The sequence below is a fragment of the Chromohalobacter canadensis genome (assembly GCF_029544075.1).
Classification (GTDB): Bacteria; Pseudomonadota; Gammaproteobacteria; order Pseudomonadales; family Halomonadaceae; genus Chromohalobacter; species Chromohalobacter canadensis_A.
In genome coordinates this window covers 253,107-274,344 of sequence record NZ_JAJQJH010000001.1, presented here as the reverse complement: position 1 = coordinate 274,344, position 21,238 = coordinate 253,107, and the positions used below count along the sequence as shown (strand labels likewise).

Annotated in this window: 26 protein-coding genes; 20 read left to right on the top strand and 6 right to left on the bottom strand. The window is 60.7% G+C overall.

What is annotated here, in order from left to right; all coding sequences use genetic code 11:
• The first annotated feature begins 5 nt into the window (after positions 1 to 5).
• From LUN51_RS01385 to LUN51_RS01370, 4 genes are all read left to right on the top strand, one after another.
• Positions 6 to 722: an ABC transporter permease gene (locus tag LUN51_RS01385; protein ID WP_277809815.1), complete on the top strand. Its 717-nt coding sequence runs from the start codon at positions 6 to 8 to the stop codon at positions 720 to 722.
• Entirely contained in the window at positions 710 to 1,441 is a 732-nt protein-coding gene (locus LUN51_RS01380; RefSeq protein WP_277809814.1) for an ABC transporter permease, read from the top strand. The genes LUN51_RS01385 and LUN51_RS01380 overlap by 13 nt, the downstream gene beginning before the upstream one ends.
• 76 nt (positions 1,442 to 1,517) lie before the next feature.
• On the top strand, positions 1,518 to 2,312 hold the full coding sequence (locus LUN51_RS01375; RefSeq protein ID WP_277809813.1) for a transporter substrate-binding domain-containing protein: 795 nt from the start codon (positions 1,518 to 1,520) through the stop codon (positions 2,310 to 2,312).
• A gap of 46 nt (positions 2,313 to 2,358) precedes the next feature.
• Entirely contained in the window at positions 2,359 to 3,477 is a 1,119-nt protein-coding gene (locus tag LUN51_RS01370; protein ID WP_277809812.1) for a succinylglutamate desuccinylase/aspartoacylase family protein, read from the top strand.
• Between the two features lie 77 nt (positions 3,478 to 3,554).
• On the opposite strand, the gene LUN51_RS01365 is transcribed toward LUN51_RS01370, so the two are convergent.
• Complete coding sequence (locus tag LUN51_RS01365; RefSeq protein ID WP_277809811.1) at positions 3,555 to 4,076, bottom strand: bactofilin family protein; 522 nt, start codon at positions 4,074 to 4,076, stop codon at positions 3,555 to 3,557.
• Between the two features lie 196 nt (positions 4,077 to 4,272).
• Between LUN51_RS01365 and LUN51_RS01360 the strand changes: the two genes are divergently transcribed.
• From LUN51_RS01360 to LUN51_RS01330, 7 genes are all read left to right on the top strand, one after another.
• Positions 4,273 to 4,848, top strand: coding sequence for a bactofilin family protein (locus LUN51_RS01360; protein WP_277809810.1), 576 nt, complete (start codon positions 4,273 to 4,275; stop codon positions 4,846 to 4,848).
• Positions 4,849 to 5,589: 741 nt separating this feature from the next.
• Entirely contained in the window at positions 5,590 to 6,087 is a 498-nt protein-coding gene (locus LUN51_RS01355) for a hypothetical protein (RefSeq protein WP_277809809.1), read from the top strand.
• 67 nt (positions 6,088 to 6,154) lie between these two features.
• Entirely contained in the window at positions 6,155 to 6,571 is a 417-nt protein-coding gene (locus LUN51_RS01350) for a hypothetical protein (protein WP_277809808.1), read from the top strand.
• A gap of 14 nt (positions 6,572 to 6,585) precedes the next feature.
• Positions 6,586 to 6,963, top strand: coding sequence for a hypothetical protein (locus tag LUN51_RS01345; RefSeq protein WP_277809807.1), 378 nt, complete (start codon positions 6,586 to 6,588; stop codon positions 6,961 to 6,963).
• A 129-nt stretch (positions 6,964 to 7,092) separates the two neighbouring features.
• Entirely contained in the window at positions 7,093 to 7,371 is a 279-nt protein-coding gene (locus LUN51_RS01340) for a type II toxin-antitoxin system Phd/YefM family antitoxin (RefSeq protein ID WP_277809806.1), read from the top strand.
• Positions 7,371 to 7,673 (top strand): type II toxin-antitoxin system RelE/ParE family toxin, encoded by a 303-nt coding sequence (locus LUN51_RS01335; protein ID WP_277809805.1) that lies wholly within the window; start codon positions 7,371 to 7,373, stop codon positions 7,671 to 7,673. Before LUN51_RS01340 ends, LUN51_RS01335 begins: the two co-directional genes overlap by 1 nt.
• A gap of 202 nt (positions 7,674 to 7,875) precedes the next feature.
• Entirely contained in the window at positions 7,876 to 8,643 is a 768-nt protein-coding gene (locus LUN51_RS01330) for an ABC transporter substrate-binding protein (protein WP_277809804.1), read from the top strand.
• A gap of 72 nt (positions 8,644 to 8,715) precedes the next feature.
• Here the strand turns inward: LUN51_RS01330 and LUN51_RS01325 are convergent, their stop codons facing one another.
• Complete coding sequence (locus LUN51_RS01325) at positions 8,716 to 9,822, bottom strand: AbrB family transcriptional regulator (protein ID WP_277809803.1); 1,107 nt, start codon at positions 9,820 to 9,822, stop codon at positions 8,716 to 8,718.
• A gap of 169 nt (positions 9,823 to 9,991) precedes the next feature.
• On the opposite strand from LUN51_RS01325, the gene LUN51_RS01320 reads away from it, so the two are divergent.
• The 3 genes from LUN51_RS01320 to LUN51_RS01310 are packed head-to-tail and all read left to right on the top strand — an operon-like array spanning position 9,992 to position 12,435.
• Complete coding sequence (locus LUN51_RS01320; RefSeq protein WP_277809802.1) at positions 9,992 to 11,353, top strand: DNA-3-methyladenine glycosylase 2 family protein; 1,362 nt, start codon at positions 9,992 to 9,994, stop codon at positions 11,351 to 11,353.
• A gap of 1 nt (position 11,354) precedes the next feature.
• On the top strand, positions 11,355 to 11,855 hold the full coding sequence (locus LUN51_RS01315; RefSeq protein ID WP_277809801.1) for a methylated-DNA--[protein]-cysteine S-methyltransferase: 501 nt from the start codon (positions 11,355 to 11,357) through the stop codon (positions 11,853 to 11,855).
• A 25-nt stretch (positions 11,856 to 11,880) separates the two neighbouring features.
• A complete protein-coding gene (locus LUN51_RS01310) occupies positions 11,881 to 12,435 on the top strand; it encodes a DUF924 family protein (protein ID WP_277809800.1) in 555 nt (184 codons plus the stop codon).
• A gap of 23 nt (positions 12,436 to 12,458) precedes the next feature.
• On the opposite strand, the gene LUN51_RS01305 is transcribed toward LUN51_RS01310, so the two are convergent.
• Positions 12,459 to 13,310 carry a hypothetical protein gene (locus LUN51_RS01305; RefSeq protein WP_277809799.1) on the bottom strand — a complete coding sequence of 284 codons (852 nt, stop codon included), beginning with the start codon at positions 13,308 to 13,310 and terminating at the stop codon, positions 12,459 to 12,461.
• A 356-nt stretch (positions 13,311 to 13,666) separates the two neighbouring features.
• Between LUN51_RS01305 and LUN51_RS01300 the strand changes: the two genes are divergently transcribed.
• The 6 genes from LUN51_RS01300 to LUN51_RS01275 all read left to right on the top strand — a co-directional run bounded on the left by LUN51_RS01300 (position 13,667) and on the right by LUN51_RS01275 (position 17,770).
• Positions 13,667 to 14,014, top strand: a complete 348-nt coding sequence (locus LUN51_RS01300) for a putative quinol monooxygenase (protein ID WP_075368256.1) — start codon at positions 13,667 to 13,669, stop codon at positions 14,012 to 14,014.
• Between the two features lie 57 nt (positions 14,015 to 14,071).
• Entirely contained in the window at positions 14,072 to 14,947 is an 876-nt protein-coding gene (locus LUN51_RS01295) for a LysR family transcriptional regulator (protein ID WP_277809798.1), read from the top strand.
• Positions 14,948 to 15,092: 145 nt separating this feature from the next.
• A complete protein-coding gene (locus tag LUN51_RS01290; RefSeq protein ID WP_075368258.1) occupies positions 15,093 to 15,677 on the top strand; it encodes an NAD(P)H-dependent oxidoreductase in 585 nt (194 codons plus the stop codon).
• 158 nt (positions 15,678 to 15,835) lie between these two features.
• A complete protein-coding gene (locus LUN51_RS01285; RefSeq protein ID WP_277809797.1) occupies positions 15,836 to 17,035 on the top strand; it encodes a CynX/NimT family MFS transporter in 1,200 nt (399 codons plus the stop codon).
• Positions 17,036 to 17,141: 106 nt separating this feature from the next.
• Positions 17,142 to 17,432, top strand: coding sequence for a nucleotidyltransferase family protein (locus tag LUN51_RS01280; RefSeq protein WP_277809796.1), 291 nt, complete (start codon positions 17,142 to 17,144; stop codon positions 17,430 to 17,432).
• Positions 17,429 to 17,770, top strand: coding sequence for a HepT-like ribonuclease domain-containing protein (locus LUN51_RS01275; RefSeq protein WP_277809795.1), 342 nt, complete (start codon positions 17,429 to 17,431; stop codon positions 17,768 to 17,770). The genes LUN51_RS01280 and LUN51_RS01275 overlap by 4 nt, the downstream gene beginning before the upstream one ends.
• Before the next feature lie 55 nt (positions 17,771 to 17,825).
• On the opposite strand, the gene LUN51_RS01270 is transcribed toward LUN51_RS01275, so the two are convergent.
• From LUN51_RS01270 to astD, 3 genes are read right to left on the bottom strand one after another with little or no spacing between them, the layout of a single operon-like run.
• A complete protein-coding gene (locus tag LUN51_RS01270) occupies positions 17,826 to 18,311 on the bottom strand; it encodes a GNAT family N-acetyltransferase (protein ID WP_277809794.1) in 486 nt (161 codons plus the stop codon).
• Between the two features lie 60 nt (positions 18,312 to 18,371).
• Positions 18,372 to 19,715 (bottom strand): N-succinylarginine dihydrolase, encoded by a 1,344-nt coding sequence (gene astB / locus LUN51_RS01265; RefSeq protein ID WP_277809793.1) that lies wholly within the window; start codon positions 19,713 to 19,715, stop codon positions 18,372 to 18,374.
• Positions 19,712 to 21,181: a succinylglutamate-semialdehyde dehydrogenase gene (astD, locus tag LUN51_RS01260; RefSeq protein WP_277809792.1), complete on the bottom strand. Its 1,470-nt coding sequence runs from the start codon at positions 21,179 to 21,181 to the stop codon at positions 19,712 to 19,714. Before astD ends, astB begins: the two co-directional genes overlap by 4 nt.
• Between the last annotated feature and the right edge of the window lie 57 nt (positions 21,182 to 21,238).

The window sequence follows — 21,238 nt, the reverse complement described above, 5'->3', positions numbered from 1 at the left end:
ATCGCATGATCGACCTGCAGGGCTACGGCCCCCGGCTTCTCGAAGGCGCCCTGGTCACCTTGGAAGTAGCTGTGCTGTCGTTGTTGCTGGCCTTGACCCTCGGCCTGCTCACCGCCAGCGCCAAGCTGTCTCGCCACTGGTTGTTCCACCGCATCGCCACGCTCTATACCACGCTCATTCGCGGGGTGCCCGATCTCGTCTTGATGATGCTGCTGTTCTTCGGCGGCCAGATAGGCGTCAACATGATCACCGACTGGCTCTACTACGAGTTCGATGTAGATATCTTCATCAACATCAACGAGTTTATCGCCGGCGTGGTGACCATCGGTTTCATCTTCGGCGCCTATATGGGCGAGACGTTTCGCGGCGCTTTCCTCGCCGTCGACAGCGGCCAGCTCGAGGCCGGACGTGCCTACGGGATGTCCAACCGGCTCATTTTCCGGCGCATTCAATTTCCGCAGATGATGCGTCACGCCCTTCCCGGGCTGGGCAACAACTGGATGGTGCTGCTCAAGACTACCGCACTGGTCTCGGTGATCGGGCTTTCCGACATGGTGCGTATCGCCGCCGAGGCGACCAAAGCCACGCACGAGCCGTTTTTGTTCATGATCCCGGTCGCCGTGGTGTATCTCTTGATCGCCAGCGTTTCGGAGTGGATCGTCGCGCGGCTGCAAAAACACTATAACGTCGGTTTCGGGGAGGCGGACGAATGGAACAACTAAACGCCTGGTTCACCGAACTACTCTCGGACAATGCCATCTTCACAGCCAATACGCTTGGCTACTACCTCGACGGGCTGGGCAGCACCGTGCGTCTGGTGTTTCTGTCTCTGGTCATCGGGTTGGTGCTGGCGGTACCGCTCGCCATCGCACGGGGCTCACGGCGCAAGTGGATCAAGTGGCCCATCTTCTTCTACACCTATGTGTTTCGTGGCACGCCACTATTGATCCAGCTGTACCTGATCTACTACGGCGTGGTGTTCATCGAAGGCATTCAGGACACCTTCTTGTGGGCGATCCTCAAGGACGCTTTCTACCCGGCGCTGATCGCCTTCACGCTCAACACCGCCGCCTATACCACCGAGATCTTCCACGGCGCGATCAAGGCCACGCCGCGCGGTGAGATCGAAGCGGCGCGCGCCTACGGCATGTCACGTGCGCTGATGATGCGGCGCATCATCATGCCCAGCGCCTTCCGGCGCGCCTTGCCGGCTTACGGCAACGAGGTGATCTTCATGCTCCACGCCAGCGCCATCGCCAGCGTGGTCACGATCATGGACCTCACCGGGGCCGCACGATTTGTCTATGCACGTTTCTACGCCCCCTTCGATGCCTTCCTCTTCGTGGCGGCGATCTACCTGTGCCTGACCTTCGCTATCCTGTATCTCTTCCGCTATCTGGAAAAGAAACTCCTGGCGCATCTCAAACCGCTGAACGGGTGACACCCAGCCTGCCGCGGCCCGCGTCATGGCACGCGGCAGGCCACACCCTCCGAACGACATCCCAATGAGGCTTACCATGAAAAAGCTCCTGGCGCTGACTCTTCTCGGCGTGGTCATGACGGCCACTACCGCTCAGGCCCGCGATACCGACGAAGTACGCCTGGCCATCGACGTGCCTTACGAGCCTTTTGTGTATCGCACACCGGCAGGCGAGCTGGAAGGTTTCGAGATCGATCTCGGCAACGAACTGTGCAAACGCGCCAACCTCGACTGCACCTGGGTCGAGCAATCCTGGGACGGCATCATCCCCGGCCTGCTCTCGCGCAAATACGACGCCATTCTCTCCTCGATGGCCATCACGCCCGAGCGTGAAAACCAGGTACTGTTTTCGATCCCCTACTACAACACCCCCAGCGTCTGGATCACACGTCGCGATCGCGGTATCGACATCAGCGACAAGGACGCACTCGAAGGGCTCAGCGTCGGCGTGCAGCGCGGCACCATCCGCGATAGCTATGTCACGCAGATGTACGGCGACACCCTCGATATCCACCGCTACTCATCCTCCCAGGACGTCGCCAACGACCTGATGTCGGGGCGCCTGGACTTGTCCTTCGAGGACTATCCCCTCGCCGTGGATACCTTCCACTTCAAGGATGACGACAGCGAATTCAAGAAGATCGGCGAGAGCATCAAGAAGCCCGTCTCGATCTTCGGCAAAGGCGCGGCCATGGCATTTCGCAAGCGCGACAAGGAACTCGCGGAGAAATTCAATCAGGCCATTCGCGACGTCTATGCCGACGGCACCTACGAAAAGCTGATGAAGCAATACTTCGACTACGACCTGTCGCTGCCCGTCGGCGAAAAATGACCGTTTGCCGGCGGCAAAACGCCGCCGGCATTCACGAGGACACCCCATGCAACACCATGCCCATCCTCTGCTGAGCCCCGTCCCCGGGACTCAGCGCAGCCTGGAGAGTTTTCACTTCGGCCCCGCCGAGGCGGAAAAGCGTGTCTACATCCAAGGCTCGCTGCATGCCGACGAACTCCCCGGCATGCTGGTCGCCTGGACCCTCAAGCAGCGCCTGAAAGCGCTGGAAGAGGCCGGACAGCTCAAGGCGCACGTCATCGTGGTGCCGGTCGCCAACCCCATCGGGCTCGACCAGCAACTGATGGACATCCCTCTGGGGCGCTACGATTTCGAGAGCGTCAGCAACTTCAACCGGGGCTATCGCGACGTCACCGAGCGCATCGCCGAAGGGCTGGAAAGCGCGCTGACGCAGGATGCCGAACACAACCGGGCCGAAATACGTCGGCGCTTCATCGCCGCCCTCGATGAACAGCCGGCGACTTCGACCTACGAGTCCCTGCACCTGACGCAGCAACGCCTGGCCTGCGACGCGGATTTCATTCTCGATTTGCACTGCGATTTCAACGCCGTCGAACACCTCTACACCACCCCGGCGGCATGGCCCGACTTCGAGCCCTTGGCGCGTTATTTCGGCGCCAAGGCCAGCATGCTCGCCACCGATTCCGGCGGCGGCTCGTTCGACGAGTGCTTTACCCTAGTCTGGGAGCAATTGCGCGAGCGCTTCGGTGACCGATATCCGATCCCCTACGGCAGCCAATCGATCACCCTCGAGCTACGCGGCCAGCAGGACGTCGCCCGCGACATCGCCGAACGCGATGCCGAGGCGATTCTCGACTGGATGCGCTACCACGCCCTGATCGACGGCGAAGCACCACCCCTGCCGGCACTGGCGTATCCTGCCACCGAACTCGCCGCCATGGACTTTCTCCGCGCCCCCGCGGGCGGCGTCGTGGTCTTCCACCGCACGCCGGGGGAAGAAGTCAAAAGCGGCGACCTGATCGCCGAGATCATCGACCCCATCAGCGACGCCGTACACGCCGTGCGTGCCGAGCAAGACGGCATGTTCTACGCCCGCACCCAGCGCAGAATGGCCACCGCCGGCATGATCGTCGCCGACGTCGCCGGCCACCACGCACACCGCAGCGGCTACCTGCTCGCGCCTTGAAATGGGCTAATCCTCGAATGTATTAGCAAGACAGCAAAGTTAAGCGACGGCAGAAATGTGCGGTTACAGATAGAGCATCATTTAACACTCGATTGTAGCCAGGCCCCGCTTTCACATTTCAGGCGCTTTGCGTCAATGCTGCCGCTTACGCGTGCACTGGAGAGCACGATGGCTTGATCCGTGGCCACGAGCTGGCCGGTGACACTGCCGGCAACGCAAATCGTACGCGCCTCGATACGCGGAGATACGCTGCCCGCTTCGTTGACCATGACAGAGTGCTCCCAGGCCGTGACATGGCCTACGATGGCGCCACTGATGACCAGCGCTTCATGAGCAATCACATCACCGTCGATACGCAGCGTCGAACCAATCAGGCTTCCGCCGGACGCGGACAAACCTTGGGTAGTCTCTGTCGGTGGGGATGTCGGTAAATCAACCTTGGCTGGATTTTGCGGCTGATTCGGCAGGTTGGAGGCTTCTGTGGAGGGAGGGGATTGTCGCTGTTGCAGGCGCCAGGAAGACGGCTGGGCTGCGGAGGCACGATTTTTGATACGCCTCTTGCCGTCCAACACAATGATGATGAGCGCTATCAAGCTCAAGACGAAAAATACATCCCCGCCCCCCATAATTGCCCCTTGGCCAGCATAGAATGCGCAAGTATAGGCAGGTTTCTACACACTGAGAAAACACGACTAACAGGTCTTTTCGTCAGCTACTCATCCTTTTGATCTCAAGCCGACAAGGCAAGATTTCCTGGTGCCGTTGTTTTTTCTCACGCGACTCGGACCTTCCCCTATGTTCAGCAAGCACAAACCTGACAGTGTTCCTGCCGACCATACGGTGCCGCCTCCCACCTCACCCAAAAGCACCACCCAAGCGGACGTCCCACGAGACAAGGCCGGACGATCCGCTATCATCGGCGCTCAAACCAGCATTAAAGGTAGCGTCATCGGTGAGGAAGAACTGGTTATCGATGGCCAGATAGTAGGCACCGTAGAATTCAAGAACAACTCGGTCAGCATTGGCAAGGCCGGCCGCGTGGAGGGGGATATCTATGCCCAAACGCTAGATGTAGCAGGGCATGTCGAAGGGCGACTGATCGCCTCTCACAAAATTTCCATTCATCATACGGCATATATCGTTGGCACCATCATCACCCCCTGCCTGGTGCTGGAAGACGGCGCCGTCTTTCAAGGCAGCATCGATATGGACGCCGAAAACGAAGCCCTGCTCTCAGCATTTGAAGGAGAGATTGGCAAGACGACGCCTCATCACGCCCAGGACCGGGAAGACGCGGTGGATGATTTTGATGAAGCCGACGCGACAACGCCGCCCACTGAGGAAGACATATATCACGAGGATAAACCTTGAACCTTTGCCTCCGCGCAGCAATAGCCACCGACAACGGGTAGCCCATGCTGCCCGTTGCGTTCCAAGTAAGCCAACACTTACCACCCACGCCCCCGATACCCCCACACCCTCGCCAAGCCACCAACGGCATCGATAAGCGGTGCTTTATCCGCTTTGCTGACAGACCTCATCCCACCTAGTATGAAACTCTAAGGTCGCTTAGACGACTCGAAAAATAACCGACACGCATGGGACTACCGCGTCAACACGATATGCAGTGGCCTTGGCGGTAGCGTGCCTGGCGACCGCTCCCAACGCCGAAGGCGTGACGAAAACCGGCAAAGGCAGCAGGCACGCGGATTCTGCATAACCTCCTGACATTCTTCTGAGCATTATTCAGGCCAACGAGCTAGACGCGGAAGAGCAAGCTAGATAAGATTTATTGAACGCGCGGGCTCGTTCAGTGGCAAAACGAGCGCGCTATCTAATACCTGTTAGCGAGTAAGACAGGTGCGCCATGATCTGCGTTATGCGGTTCTGATGTGGGTAGTGGAGGAGGAATTTATGAAGGTAGCTAACAAACACATGACGTCAGCGGTGAAGAAAGCTGCACGAGGCATGTTGGATCACCAAGAGCCATCGAATCGAGCGAATTCTGTTTACGGCTTTAAAAACCGTGCGCTGCAAATGTCTAGTGCAGAGCTAAAAGCTGCGTGGAGAACTGCCTCTTCTTCAGTTAACAACCAAAGAGGTTAAGTTCGCTTGGCTAAAGATTTTAATTACATTCATGACCAGTTAGTCGATTCGGAAGATGATATACATGGGATCATCTCCTACTCTGTTTATAAGCGACAAAAAATTCAGTTTATAACTGACTTTAAAGAAAAGAATGGTGGTAAAGACCCTAATGATGGAGACCTTCAGCCTTTCAACGAGCTATCAATGTCTCCCTCTCAGTTAGAATTCTATCGCAGCGAAGCAACAGCCCTGACTGAGAAGTTTCTTTCAAATGTGCTCGAAGCTGACTTGAAAGAGCGTGAAGAATATTTTTCAGCCCGGGTACATTCAGAACTTATTAATATAAAGCCCCGTCATTTTCTGGATGTCTTTAAAAGTGCCTTGGGTGCACTTTTGTTTATCATCCTCACTGGCTTCTTGTATTTCGCTGTTTGGTCTCTCTCAGCTTCTCCCGAGTTAGTAATCGAACAGATATTCAACATTCGCATCGAGTCTCTAGGCCAAGGCCGACTTCCTGAATGAAGCGCTAATCAGTGCAGGAACGGCGACACCCATTACATTGCACCTTCGGCCCCATCCCTGAACGTGCATGCCGCAAGCGCTAGGCAAGGAGAGCAAGTTGTTCTTTCGTGCTCTGAACAAGGCCTTAAAGAAGCCAGCTCCTCAGCGTATTACTACCAGCTTGCCGGGAGCACTGGAAAACGACTTTTACTCAGTAAAGCTGGAAGATTTTGAATCGAATACACGCATATTGATCCGGAAGCGTAAAAAAGCCGGATACAAAGCGTTGGTTTGGAAAGGCGAGCAGTCCGGGAATGAGGAAACCCTGACAGAAAGGGATATCGACCCAGCAACATTTAATCTAAAAATTGAGCACTACTACCAGGGATACAAGTTCGACTATACCGCGCCCGGTAAATTTCTGCTGATGGACTTTGTCCGCTGGCACAAAATCGTGAAGTATCGAGATCGGATAAATCAGTCCTTATACAACAAAAACGCCTAGTTCGTGAAGAAAGAATGGAACTGCTTCGGCATCTCGTGGAACGTAAAATCGAGAACCCATCGGATGAGATATATCCTCTTATGCTGGCAGTACAAAAATATTCGCGTAAGAGGCTCTATCATCCAGATAAAAACAAGCACAAAGCGCACCTTGAGCTTATCCTTGATTCGTTTGTGGATTCCGGAGAGTTGACTAAAAAGGGTACGAACTACGTCGTGACAGGCAAAGCTTTGGTCACCCTTTCGGAGTTTGAGCTGAACGTTCAGCGCCATCAGGATCAGATCAAAACGGCAAAAGTAGGTAATCGCCTAACCTGGGCAATTGTTATTGTCGGTATCGCAGGGATCTTATCTCAAGCGTGGAGGTGGGCTATCGAACAAGGGGTAATATGATGCCCTCGCCTGCGCTTCGCCAAGATCACTGGTGCGCTCTGAGTCATGTTTCATAGAGGCCCTTCCTTGCCTATCCTGCAGCATAGATGTACGCTTAAGAGTACAACCATTTGTACACAGGTGATTCTCATGGCAAGAGTTCGCGTCGATGAAGATATCCGACCGCTATCTGAGTTCCGGGCGGGCGTTGCCTCATTTGTAAAACAGATCCATGAAACCCGCCGCCCTATGGTGTTAACGCAGAGGGGACGTGGCGTTGCCGTACTGGTGGACGTTCAGGAATACGAGAGGATGCAAGAGCGTCTAGAGCTGCTGGAAGAGGTCTACAAGGCCGAAGAGCAGATCGCTAATGGGGAAGGCATTTCTCATGAAGACGCTAAATCACAGGTGATGAGCAGGCTGGCGTAATGAGAATTGTTTGGTCTCCGCTGGCCTTGGAACGTGTTGAGGATATCGCCCAGTATATAGCGGAAGATAAGCCTAGCGTTGCGGTTGAGTGGGTTGAAAGCATCTTCGACACCGTGGAGCGGCTGGCTGACTTCCCTGAAAGTGGACGCATCGTTCCAGAGGTTGGGGGGCGTCGCATTCGGGAGGTTATATTTGGAACCTATCGGATTATTTACAGCGTCAGAGATCAGATTGATATTCTGACTGTACGGCATAGCAGTCAATTACTTCGGATGTCTGAGATCGGTGATGAAGAAACATAGCCAAGCCGTTAAATATGCTCCCTGCGGCCGCTTATAGCAGGCGTTCACACCTCAGCCCTAACGGCTGCCGTTCACATCATCCGCATGCCACACCATGCTAGGCATCGCGGCGGTGCTTCGATATGCTGCAAGACGTGAAACTCAGGGCTGCTCACGAGGCGGCTCCATAACAACACACTGCAAATTCCGTAGAGAGCTTTCCATGAAAAAATTGCTGACCATCACCCTTCTCGGTAGCGCCTTGCTGGCTGGCAGCGCCTTCGCTCAGGACACCTTGCGTATCGGTGTCGATGTGCCTTACGAGCCGATGGAATACCGTACGGCTGACGGTGAACTCACCGGCTTTGACATCGAGCTCGGCAACGCCATCTGCGAAGAGATCGACAGGAAGTGCGAGTGGGTCGTGCAGGCGTGGGACGGCATCATTCCGGGCCTGATGGCGCGTAAGTACGACGCGATCATGTCCTCGATGACCATCAACGAAGAACGCAAGGGGACCGTGCTCTTCTCCGACCCGTACTTCCAGCCGCCCTCCGCGTGGTTCGCACCGCAAGACAGCAGCATCGACTTCCCGGCCAAGCAGACGCTCGAAGGCAAGACCATCGGGGTTCAGCGCGGCACGTTGCAGGATAACTACGTCACCGATATGTTCGGCGACGCGGCCGACATCAGCCGTTACTCCACCGCCGACGATCTCGTCCTCGACATGGACGCCGGTCGTGTCGACATTGCGTTCCTGGACTTCCCGGTAGGCAAGTCCACCCTGCTGGATAGCGAGGAAGGCAATTATAAAGTCGTTGGCGAGATGATCACCGAGCCCAAGAAGTACTTCGGCGAAGGCTTCGGCATTGCATTCCGCAAACGCGATCAAGAACTGGCGGATCAATTCAACGAAGCGCTGGCGACCCTGAAGGACAACGGCACCTATCAGGAGATCTACAACAAGTACTTCGCTGAAGAAGCCAAGTAAGTCGGCGTCGGGACAACCAACGCCACGCCATGGGGCGGCCTACGGGTCGCCCCTTTGCGTTATGGCAAACGCTCAGGACGTACCTTTCACGGACGGGGCGAAACGCGCGATGAAGCGCGCCATGGCCGGCCCTAGTAGCACCACCGTGAAGAGCCGCAATGTCTGTAGCGCCACCACGAGACCCAAATCGGCATGCGTGTCGATGGCGATGATGGTCATCGAGTCGAGCCCGCCAGGGCTGGTCGCCAGGTAGGCGGTGATGAAGCTCGTGTCCATGAGCCCTACCATCAACAGCGCGGAAAGCGCACATAGCCCGATAAGCACTATCGACGCCATGACCATCTTGCCCAGCGAGCGAGCCACGGTCGCCAGCGCGTCGCGGTCGAAGCGCAGCCCCACATAGACACCGATGAAGCCGTAAGCCAGCATCAGCAAGGGTGCCGGCATCGACAGCGTCGCCCAGCCGGCGAGATGCAGTACTGTGCCGATGAGCATCGGCCCCAGCAAGGCCCCCGCGGGCAAGCGGCGATCGCACAGCCAGACCCCGCCGACGATGACCGCCAAGGTGAGCGCCAGATCGGCCGCTCCGGCCAAATCGTCGGGAAAGCCGCCCCCGCCACGCGATGGCGTATCGCTCACCCCCAGCCAATGGCTCACCAGGGCCCCCACGAGCACCACGCACACCACACGCACGTATTGCATCGCCGCCACGATACGCGGGTCGGTATCCTCGCGCTCTTCAGCCATCGCCACCATCGCCGCCGCCGCGCCCGGCGTGGTGCCCCAGGCCGCCGTGCTGCCCGGAAGCCCGCCGTAACGCACTAGAACGATCCCCACCAGCAGACTGAGCAGCAGCGTAATGGCCGTGGCCAGCAGCATCACCAGCCAGCCATCGAGGATCGTCATCAGCACGCTCATCGTCATGGTATGCGCGATCAAGACGCCGACCGTGCCTTGGCCGAGCTTGAAGCAGCGTCTCGGCAGGCGCAGACCGCTGCCGCCGATGCCGAACGCGATGCCCACCAGCATCGGGCCGATGAAGCCACCCGCCGGCATGTGCCAATGATTGAGCACGCCACTCGCCACGCAGCACGCCACGAATAGCGCCAGCCACAGCCCGGCACGGTGCATGCGGGGAGACGACGGTCGAGAACGCGCAGGGGTCGGAGAAGGGGCCAAGGAAGTACTCCACAAAAGGGACGCATTATAGCAGGCTAAGGACTTTCCGCAGTACTTCTCGCTGCAGCTACCACGAGCGCATCGCCGCGTATATCACTGCCGAATCCGGCGAGTCTGACACCACCAGCGCGTTACACTGGTAGCGTTGCCGCTTCGAGGAATCCCCATCATGCTCGACCCCGACCGCTGCCGCGTGGCCCGTCTGTCGCGGGATGCCCGCTTCGATGGGCGCTTCTTCGTTGGCGTGACCACGACCGGTATCTACTGCCGGCCGATCTGTCCCGCCCGGCCGCCGCGTGATGACAATGTGCGCTATTTCTCCAGCGCTGTAAGCGCCGCCCAGGCGGGATTTCGCCCTTGCCTGCGCTGTCGCCCGGACAGCGCCCCGGAATCCCCCGCCTGGCATGGCAATCACACCACGCTACGCCGCGCCTTGCGGCTGATCGATGAAGGCGCCCTGAGTCAAGCTTCCCTGGGCTCGCTCTGCGACCGCCTCGGCATCGGCGAGCGCTACCTGCGCATGCTTTTCAAGCAGCACCTGGGCGTCTCACCCAAGGCCTACGCCCTGCATCGCCAGTGCCTGTTCGCCAAGCAGTTGCTGCACCAGAGCGCGCTGCCGGTGGCCGATATCGCCTACGCCAGCGGCTTCACCAGCCTGAGGCGTTTCAACGATGCGTTCCGTCGCCAAGTGGGACACGCACCGCGCGAGTTGCGACGTACGCCTCGGCCACCCAGCGAGGACCTCACACTGACGCTGGCCTATCGCCCGCCTTACGCTTGGGGATGGCTGCGCGACTTCCTCGCCGCGCGGCGTATCGACAAATTGGAATGGGGAGACGCGCAGCGCTACGGGCGCTACATTCAGTGGGAAACGGCGCGTGGCCATTTCACGGCCGAGCACATGCCCGACCAGCATTGTTTTCGTGTCACGCTGAATCTCGATGACCTCGGGGCACTCTCGCCGGTGGTACGCAACATCCGCCGTGTGCTCGACCTGGACGCCGACACGGCCCTGATCGAGGCCCAGCTGCAAAAGACGCTCCCGGAGACGTTCCCCCTCGTCGAGGGCCTGCGCTTACCCGGGCTGTGGAGTCCTTTTGAGGCCGGCATTCGCGCGGTTCTCGGCCAGCAAGTCTCGATCTCGGCGGCGCGCGGGCATACGACCAATCTGGTCGAGACGCTCGGCGAGCCGACCGCCGAGGGCGGGCGCTACTTCCCCACGGCTGCGCAGGTCGCCGCCAGCGATCTGACATTTCTGCGCATGCCCCAGGCGCGCCGCGACTGTCTGCGTGGCCTGGCACGGGCCGCATGCGAGCAGCGGCTCGACGACGACCCTCGCTGCTGGACCACATTGAAAGGCATCGGCCCCTGGAGTGCCGATTACGCCGCCTTGCGCGGCACCAGCCATCCTGATATCTGGCTGGGCGGCGACCTCGGCGTCAAGCGGTCCCTGGCGTCGTTGGACACGATCGAGCCGGATCTTGCCGCGCCGTGGCGCAGTTATCTCACCCTACAACTCTGGAGTCGCTGATATGGCATCCCCCGCCTACGCCATCGATTACGTCACGCCCGAACCGATCTCACCGCTGGGCACGCTACGCATCCTCGCCAGCGAGCACGGGATTCGCGAGATCGCCTTCGTCGACAGTGCCGAGACACCGGCAGCGCCCTCGCCGCTCACCGAGACCTGCCGCGAGCAGTTAAGCGCCTATCTCAAGGGAGAATTACGCGATTTCGACGTGCCGCTCGACCCGCAAGGCACGCCCTTTCAGCAGTGCGTATGGCAGGCACTAGCACGCATTCCGTTCGGGGAGACGCGCAGCTACGCGGAGATCGCCCGAGACATCGACAACCTAAAGGCGGTGCGCGCGGTGGGCGCCGCCAACGGCCGCAACCCGCTGCCCATCGTGGTGCCTTGTCATCGCGTGATTGGGCGTGATGGTACGCTCACCGGCTATGCTGGCGGGCTCGAGCGCAAGGCCTGGCTACTTGAGCTCGAGCGCACGCACATCAGGCACCATTCAACACGTTAATCGCATCAATCAACGGAGGTGCTCCATGGCGCAAGATGTTGAACAGGCACGGCAAGTGCTGGATTTTTGGTTCGTGGAGGCAGGTCCCAAGCAGTGGTTCAGCAAGAGCACGGCTTTCGACCAGGCGCTCGCCGAGCGCTTCAGGGCATTGTACGACGCGGCATGTCGCTGCGAGCTTTACGCCTGGCGGCAAAGTAGCCGCGGCGCCCTGGCGGAAATACTGCTGCTGGATCAGTTCTCGCGCAATATCTACCGCGATCAGGCCCTGGCCTTCGCTCAGGACCCGCTAGCACTGAGCCTCGCCCAGCATCTGGTCGCGCAAGGGGGCGACAAGGAACTGCCGCCGGAACAGCGCGCGTTCGTGTATATGCCGTATATGCACAGCGAATCGCCCGTGATCCACCAGGAAGCCCTGCGGCTTTTCGATCAGCCGGGGCTGGAGCGCAACCTGGATTTCGAGCAGCGCCATTGGGCGATTATCGAGCGATTCGGCCGTTATCCGCACCGTAATGCGATTCTGGGCCGAGAATCGACGCCGGAAGAACGCGACTTCTTACGCCAGCCGGGATCATCCTTTTAAGACTGATGACGCTGTACGTGCGATCAGGCGCCGCGAGCAACGGGAAAACGCCCCGCCAACGGGGCGGTCAGCGTGCCGAGCAGGCGCCAGCTCAAATAGAGAAAACCGAGGGGGAAAAGAATCGTCTGGACGATGAACACCGCCGACAAGGCCACCACGTTCTCGGTCATGCTATCCAGACGTGTCAGCAGGTCGCGCACCGGATGGCCCACGGCACTTTCCCATTTATCCTTGAGCTGTTGCCACACGCCGTCGTCTTCTTCACGAATGCCGGCCTGCGTCTCGGCGACGTCCTGGAACACCGCGCGATCTTGATCCAGTGCCGTGTAAAGCCCCTCACGCTGATCGCCAATCAGCGCATCGCCCATCCAGGTGCTGGCCAGCGCCGCGATGAGCACCGCGAAACGTAGAAATGCCATCAGCAAGAACGCCCGACGGGCCCATTCGCGCCAAACACCACGCCCCCAAACGAGCGACACCGCCAGCAACAGGCAGCTCAACGAGAAAAGCGCCTTGATGACCGCGTGACTGGCCATCTGGATCAAGACTTTCTGCATGGCCAGCGAGGCCGTGGAGGCGAACATGATCCACGAAAAACGCTCGACGAGGTCATTGGCGGGGTCCAGCGCCTGGCCGAACTGTACCTGGAAAACCATGGCATCGGCAGTGACGCTCTGCATCACCGAAATGGCCGCATTGAGCGCCTTGGCCAAGGCAAAGCTCTTGAACGCCGTGGTGAGAGCGTCATCCAGCGTGGACAGCGCTACGTCATGCGTGACGCCAAGCCACGACACCAGCGCCAAGATCAATAACGCCGCCACCGCCCAGCGGCAATGGGGCATGCGAGAAGGCGGCATGCGAGAAGACAGCGACATGACGAAAGCTCCCGGAACGATGCCAAGACCCTAACCGCTCGGCGGCCGGAGCGCCATCGTCATCAGATCAGCAGTTGGTAGCTCAACGCCGAGACCAACAAGGTGGCGGAACCCATCAAGGCGACGATGAGCGCGTGGCGCAGGGTATCGGGTTTCATGACGCGCATGGGACGACCTCGCATGATGGTGGCTTGAGTCTCCTTGATAAGCGATTCCGTCGCCGCGCTCAATACACCTTTGGATTAGACGGCAAGCCAAGCGGCCCGGCGTCCCGAGACATGAGCCGATGCTACCGATACCAGGTACCGAGATGGTATCGTCTTCGCGTTCATTCGCATGCATTCAAGAGGTCACCCATGTCCAGCAAGGTCTATTGCACTGCCCAGTTCAAGCCCAAGCCCGGCAAGGAAGAAAGCGTCTTCCAGGCTCTGCAGGCACTCGAACCCAACGCCCATCGCGAAGACGCCTGCATCCAGTACACCGTGACCCGTAAGATCGACAACCCGTTCGCCGATGGCACCAGCTACCCCATCGTTTTCCACGAGATCTGGGCCGACCGCGCCTCCTTCGAAGCCCATTGCCAGCGCCGCGAAGTGCAGGCCTTCTTCGCCGAATACGTCGAAGCCGAGGACGGCGATGTCGAAGACGCCAACGTCTGCGTGTATACCGATGAGCCGGCCGATTTCGACGCGCCCAAGCTATAACGCGCCGCACCGACGGATGATCGTCCCCGCCATTACCTCCGCACCTCGCGAGGCATCATGAAAAGCCGCTGGGACGATCTCGAAGCACTGCTCGCCGTGGTCGACGCCGGTGGCTTCACCGCTGCCGCCGAACGCCTGGGCACCAGCACCGCGCGGCTCTCGCGGGCCGTCTCGCGCCTGGAGAAGCGGCTCGAGACGACCCTCGTGCACCGCACCACGCGACGCCTGGACATCACCGAGGAAGGCGAGGCGTTCATCGCCCAGGCTCGCCAAGCGCTGGGCACCTTGGAAACCGCCGAGGAAGCGCTCACGGTACGCCGGCGCGAGCCGGCCGGACGCCTGCGCGTGGACGCCGCTACCCCGTTTCTGCTGCACCAGATCGTGCCCCACCTCGCCGAATTTCACGCCGCCTATCCCAAGGTGCGCCTGGAACTGACCACCCACGAGACCAACATCGACCTGATCGAGCAACGCACCGATGTCGCCATTCGTATTGGGCGCCTGGAGGATTCCACCCTGCATGCACGACCGCTCGGTCATAGCCGGCGTCGCCTGGTGGCCAGCCCCGCCTACCTGGCGCGCTACGGCACGCCGCGCCATGTCGAGGAACTGGCGCATCACGTGCTGCTGGGCTTCACGCGTCTGACCCAACTCAACCGCTGGCCCATCGGCGACGGCCGCACCATCCAGCCCACCCTCGCCTCGAGCAGCGGTGAAGCGTTGCTGCAAATGGCCGAGGCTGACGTGGGCATCGCCTGCCTGGCGGATTTCCTGACACGCGGCGCCCGCCAAGCTGGACGCCTGACGGTAGTGCTCGACGACGCCACCCACGAGCGCCACGAGCCCATTCAAGCGGTCTACTATCGCAATACGGCGCTCCATGGCCGCATCAATGCCTTCCTGGATTTCTTCGCTGGCCGCCTGACGCTCTGATTCCACCACGCCGTCACATGTGCGCGACATCTTTTGCGTTTATCGCAAGAATGTTTTGCAATTAGGCGCCTTTATCGCAAGGCCGCGACTCGGCAGACTGCCCCACCTTTTGCATTCACATGCCTACGAAAGTGGTAACGACATCATGAAGATTCTGCTGATCAACGGCGCCAAGGCCTTCGCGCATTCCGGCGGCCGTTATAACGACACCCTGCACGACGTGGCACGCGGCGAACTCGCCGAAATGGGCCACGAGATCCGCGAGACCCGCGTCGACGACGGCTACGATACCGATGCCGAAGTCGAGAAATTCCTGTGGGCCGACGTCATCGTCTACCAGATGCCCGGCTGGTGGATGGGCACACCGTGGACGGTCAAGCGCTATATCGACGAAGTCTTCACCGCCGGCCACGGATCGCTCTATGCCAGCGACGGACGCTCACGCAAGGACCCCAGCCTTCAGTACGGCAGCGGCGGCTTGCTGCAGGGACGGCGCTACATGCTCTCGCTGACCTGGAACGCCCCCGTCGAAGCCTTCGACGAGCCCGGCAACTTCTTCGAGGGCCAGGGCGTCGACGGCGTCTACTTCCCGTTCCATAAATCGCAGGCATTCATTGGCCTGGACGCCATGCCGACCTACATCGCCAACGATGTCATCAAGGCGCCCGACATCGAAGGCCATATCGACGCCTATCGCGCACATCTGCGCGAACATTTTTCCATCAGCTGAACGAAGCCAACGCCTGAACCAGCCTCCGGGCCGCCGCATCACGGCGGCGGCCCGCGCGTGACCTGCCTCACCCTCTGACGTTGCACCTTTCGATGCACAGCAAGCTTTTCAACGAGATGCTAAGATAGCGCGCCCGTTCGAGAGGAAGGCTTTTGTCCATGTCCGCGCGTTCCGCTTCCCCAACCGCTCCCCTGCCCGCTGCGCTATGGCTCGTCGCCTTCGCGCTGGCGGCGATCAATTTGCGCGCGCCCATCGTGGTGGTGGGGCCGGTACTGGAATCGATCATGCAGACACTGGCCATCGGTGCCGGCGTCGCCAGCCTGTTCACCACCGGCATGATCCTGTGCTTCGGCGTACTCTCGCCGCTGGCGCCTAGCGTTGCCGCACGCCTGGGACTGGATCGCGCGCTCGCCCTGGCGCTCGGGGCCATCGCGCTCGGCGGCCTGCTGCGTGGCATCGAAAGCCTGCCAGTCATGCTCATCGGGACATTCTTCGCCGGCCTGGGCATCGCCTTCGGCAACGTCTTCATGCCCAGCCTGGTAAAGCGCGACCGCCCCGAGCGCATCGGTCAAACCATGGGGCTTTACACGGTGGTGATGGGGATCGGCGCCACCCTCGGTGCGGGAACCGCCGTGCCGTTGATGAATCTCAGCGGCTCCTGGTCGGTGCCCATCCTGATGTGGGCGGGCATTGGCGTAGCGACGACGGCACTCTGGATGTGGATGGCCTGGCGGCGGCCCAAGGCAAGCGACGACGGTCAATCGACACGCATCACGCGGCTTTTCAAGAGCCGCACCGCCTGGACCCTGACGCTTTTCATGGGCATGCAGTCACTGGGCTTCTACACCCTGCAGACCTGGGTGCCCGCCGTGGCATCGGCCGCGGGCGTCCCCAGCGCCGCCGCGGGTGGCATGCTATCGATCATCAATTTGACCACCATTCCCGCCAGCTACGTGATCGCGCGCCTCGCCGCGCGGCTGCATCACCACAGCCTGCTGGTACTGGGGCTTTGCACGTTGATCGCGCTGGGATTGGTAGGCTTATGGCTAGCTCCCACGGCGTCGCCGACGCTATGGGCGATCCTGCTCGGCGCCGGCCAGGGCGGCTGCTTCAGCTTCGCGTTGACCATGATCGTGATGCGCACCCGGCGGGCCAACCACGCCGCCATGCTCTCCGGCATGGCTCAGAGCCTGGGTTACCTCATGGCCGCCGGCGGCCCGCTGGTATTCGGCGCCCTGCACGGCGTCACTGGCGACTGGCGGCTGTCGTTGTGGCTGCTGATGGGACTGCTCAGTGTGCAGACCGTCGCCGGGGTAATGATCGGTCGGCCCAAACTGGTCACGGTGCGCGAGGGTTGACTCGCTACGCTTGTGACTAATTTGCGTCTATAGCAGCCTATACTTGCTCTGCAAGAAGAAAGGCACCGATTATACGGGACACGGTAGTTAGCCCTTGGGAGGCGCCATGTTACTTGAGGACCTACATCATCAGAAGGCAGCCATCGATAACATGGCCCGTCAGTACGGGGCTCGCCGAATCCGGGTGTTCGGGTCGGTCGCCCGCAAGCAGGAAAAGCCGGAAAGTGATGTCGACTTTCTCGTCGACTTTCCGCCGGGATACGATCTATTCACCCAGCGTCTGCCTTTGGCGGAACGCTTGGCGGCCCTGATCGGGCGCCGGGTCGATCTTGTGCCCGAGCATGAACTGAACCGTCATTTCCGCCAGCAGATACTGAACGAGGCGGTAGAGCTATGAACAAGCCTTGGCAGTCCTATGCCCAGCATATCCTCGATAACATTGCCAAGCTAAGGCGTATCCAATCACGCGGCAACCTGGCGCACGACGAAATCCTGTACGATGCAGCACTGCGAAACCTGCAGACATTATCCGAAGCCACCCAAATGCTGCCCGATGATTTAAAGCAGGAATATCCGCAGATACCTTGGCGAGAAATTAGCGGCTTCCGCAATATTCTGGTGCATAATTATCTGGGTAATATCGATCCGCTAACGATCATCAAGGTTATGGACCAGCACTTGTACCCTCTTGAGGACTGCCTCAAGGACATGCTCGAAAAAAGGTCAGAGTCTTGAGCTACCGGGTCGAGACCTTGCGGCATGGTCGGCGGCGCTGCTAACAGTAGCTGACTCAGATCGTAGAGGCATCCAACCGCCGATTCATGACGGTCACAGACTCGCCACGATAGGTCAGCACCTCGCTATCCTCCCATCCCAGCCGGCGATACAGCGCCTGTTGATCAGGCGTGTAAAGATGGAATTGGCGGATGCCGTGGGCCAGCGCTTCCGCCTCGACCCGCTGCACCAGGCGCGAAGCGATACCATGGCCGCGCCATTCGGGCAGCACGAATACCGAGGCAAGCCAAGGCGTCAGCTCGCGGCGAATGCTCATGTCGTCGGCGACCAGGCTCGCCGTGCCCACCGGCGACGCCCCGTGCATTGCCACGAATACCGAAGGCACGCCGCCTTCGCCGCACTGCGCATAGAACGCCCGACGATATTCCGCCGCCGAGATATCGGGGTGCAGATGCCCCCAGGCGTCATGGGTCCAGCCCGCCACAGTTCTGGCATGGGGCGAGTCGGCCTGCAGCCTGACGATAACGATACTTTCGATCACGCGCATGCTCCTGATCGCTGGCAGCGAGGCTCGGCCCGTGTTGGCGTCGCCCGCCTAGCCTCATACCAACTGAAACGGATATACCGCGCCGATGCCCAGTAGCTGCGTCAGCTCGTCCAGGGCGGTCAGCGAGTCCTGGGCGAGTTGCGGATCGGCGAGATCCTCAGGTGCCAGGCGATCACGGTAATGCCGCTCGACCCAGGCCGTCAGGTCGCCATGCAGCGCCTCGTCGAGCAGCACGCGGCCACCCAGCGCCTGACGTTCGGCTGACGAGAGCGCGACCCGCAGGCGCAGACACGCCGGGCCACCGCCGTTACGCATGCTCTGCTTGACGTCTTTGACCAGCACTTCGCTGATCGGGTTGTACCCTGCCAGCAGCAGGTCCTGAATCGTGCGCCACACGGTCTCGTTCTCCTGACACTCGCCAGGCACGACCAGCGTCATGCTGCCGTCGGGGTTGGAGAGCAACTGCGAGTTGAACAGATACGTCGATACCGCATCCTCGAGGCTGACCGCCTCGCTCGGCACGCGCACCGGGATCAGTGGCGTCGCCATCCGGGCGCGCAGCGCGTCCAGCGTGGCGTCTTCATCCCGAAACGCCATGTCGTGATAGAGCAGCACCGGGCCGTTGCCGACGGCGATGACGTCGTTATGAAAGACACCGGCGTCGATGGCGTCGGGGTTTTGCTGGGCGAACACCGTCTGTGCGTCGCTCAAGCCATGCTGGCGGGCGATCGCCTGACTGGCCTCCAGCGTCTGGCGCGCGGGGTAGCGCGTGGGGCCGTGTTGACCGCCGAACGCCTGGCGCCCGTAGACGAACAGATGCACGCCAGGCTCACCATGCGTAGCGCACAGCCGGGTGTGATTGGCCGCCCCCTCGTCGGAGAAGGCGGGCGTCGCCGGTAACACCGGATGGTGCGCGAAGCGCGCTGGATCATGGAACATCGCCGCCAGCACGCGCGCGGTAGTGCGCGGCTCGAGATAGCGATGAAAGCTCGATTGCAGGTTCGCGGCGGTGAAATGCACGCGACCATCCGAGGCATCCGCACTCGGCGTCACGGTCGCCGCGTTTGCTGTCCACATCGATGAGGCCGAACACACCGCACGCAAGAGCTGCGGTGCCTCCTCGGCCGCCCGCGCCAACACGCTGGCATCGTCACCGGTGAAGCCGAGATCTCGCAGCGCGCCCAAATCTGGACGTTGCTGAGGCGGCAACACGCCCTGCGCGTAGCCGACCTCCATCAACGACTTCATCTTGTCGAGCCCTTGCAACGCCGCCTCACGCGGATTGGCGGTCAGCCCACCGTGGCGCATCGAGGCCACATTGCCATGCGCCAGCCCAGCATAGTTGTGGGTCGGCCCCACCAGGCCGTCGAAGTTGACCTCGCGTACCGCTTCGCTCATAGCACCACCCCCGGCGGCAGAGTATCGGGAAGGCTGAGCGTCTCGGTTTCCATCGAGGCCACCGGATAGGCGCAGTAATCGGCGGCGTAATAGGCGCTGGGGCGATGGTTACCGCTGTCGCCGATACCACCGAAGGGCGCGTCGCTGGAGGCGCCGGTGGTCTGGCGGTTCCAGTTGACGATGCCAGCGCGGATGCGCAGCAGGAAGTCGTCCCAGTCGGCTTGCTCACCACCGATCAGGCCTGCCGATAGGCCATAACGGGTATCGTTAGCCAGGGCGATGGCCTCATCCCAATCATGATAACGATGCACCTTGAGCAGCGGTCCGAAATGCTCTTCGTCGGGCACCTCGCAGCCGGTAACGTCGATCAGCCCCGGGGACAGCAGGCTGGTGCCCTCTTCAAGGCGGCGCATACGGCTCAATATCCGGCCGCCGCGTGCAACGAAATCGTCCTGGGCGGCCAGCAAGCCATCCGCTCCCTCGACACTGGCCAACCCGGCATAGAACGGCGCGGGCTCGCTGAATGGCCCCGCCACACGCAGCGCGCCAATGGCACGCACCAACGCTTCGAGCAGCGCATCCCCCGCTGCGCCGTGAGGCACGATCAGGCGGCGCGCACAGGTGCAACGCTGCCCGCCGGAGGCGAACGCCGACTGCAGGATCGACAATACCGCCGCTTCTTCATCCGGCACATCCTTGACCACCAGCGGATTGTTGCCGCCCAGTTCCAGCGCCAGGATCTTGTCGACCTGACCGCCGAACTGGCGATGCAGCAGCCCGCCGATCTTGGCGCTGCCGGTAAACAGCAGACCGTCAATGTCGGCGCTACCGGCCAGCGCCTGGCCAACTTCGGCCGCGCCCTGCACCAGATTGATCACGCCGGCGGGCAGGCCCGCCTCGAGCCAGCATTGCAACGTCAGATCGGCGGTCATTGGCGTCTGCTCGCTGGGCTTGAAGACCACCGCGTTGCCGGCCAGCAGTGCCGGGACGATATGCCCGTTGGGCAGATGCCCGGGGAAGTTGTACGGGCCGTACACCGCCAGCACGCCGTGCGGGCGATGGCGCAGCACCGCGCGACTGCCACCGACATCCCGCGAACGTTCGCCGGTGCGCTCGTGATAAGCGGTAATCGAGATGGCGACCTTGCCGATCATCGCGCCGATCTCGGTACGCGCTTCCCAAAGTGGCTTGCCGGTTTCATGCGCAATGCTCGTCGCCAGCGCCTCACGATTGGCTTCCAGACGCTCGCGGAAACGCTCGACTACGGCCTGACGTTCCTCGAAGCTGTGACGCGCCCAGACGGGGAACGCCCGCCGTGCGGCGGCCACCGCAAGCTCGACTTGAGCGGCACTGGCGGCAGCCGCCGTCCACAGGGTCTCGCCCGAAACGGGGTCAGTCTTATCGAAACGCGCTGCGTCACCCTCGACCCAGGCGCCGTCGATCAGCAATTGCTGCTTGGCGTGCATAGTTCGCTCCTGATTCATTTGTAAGCTACGAGCTACGAGCTACGAGCTACGAGCTAC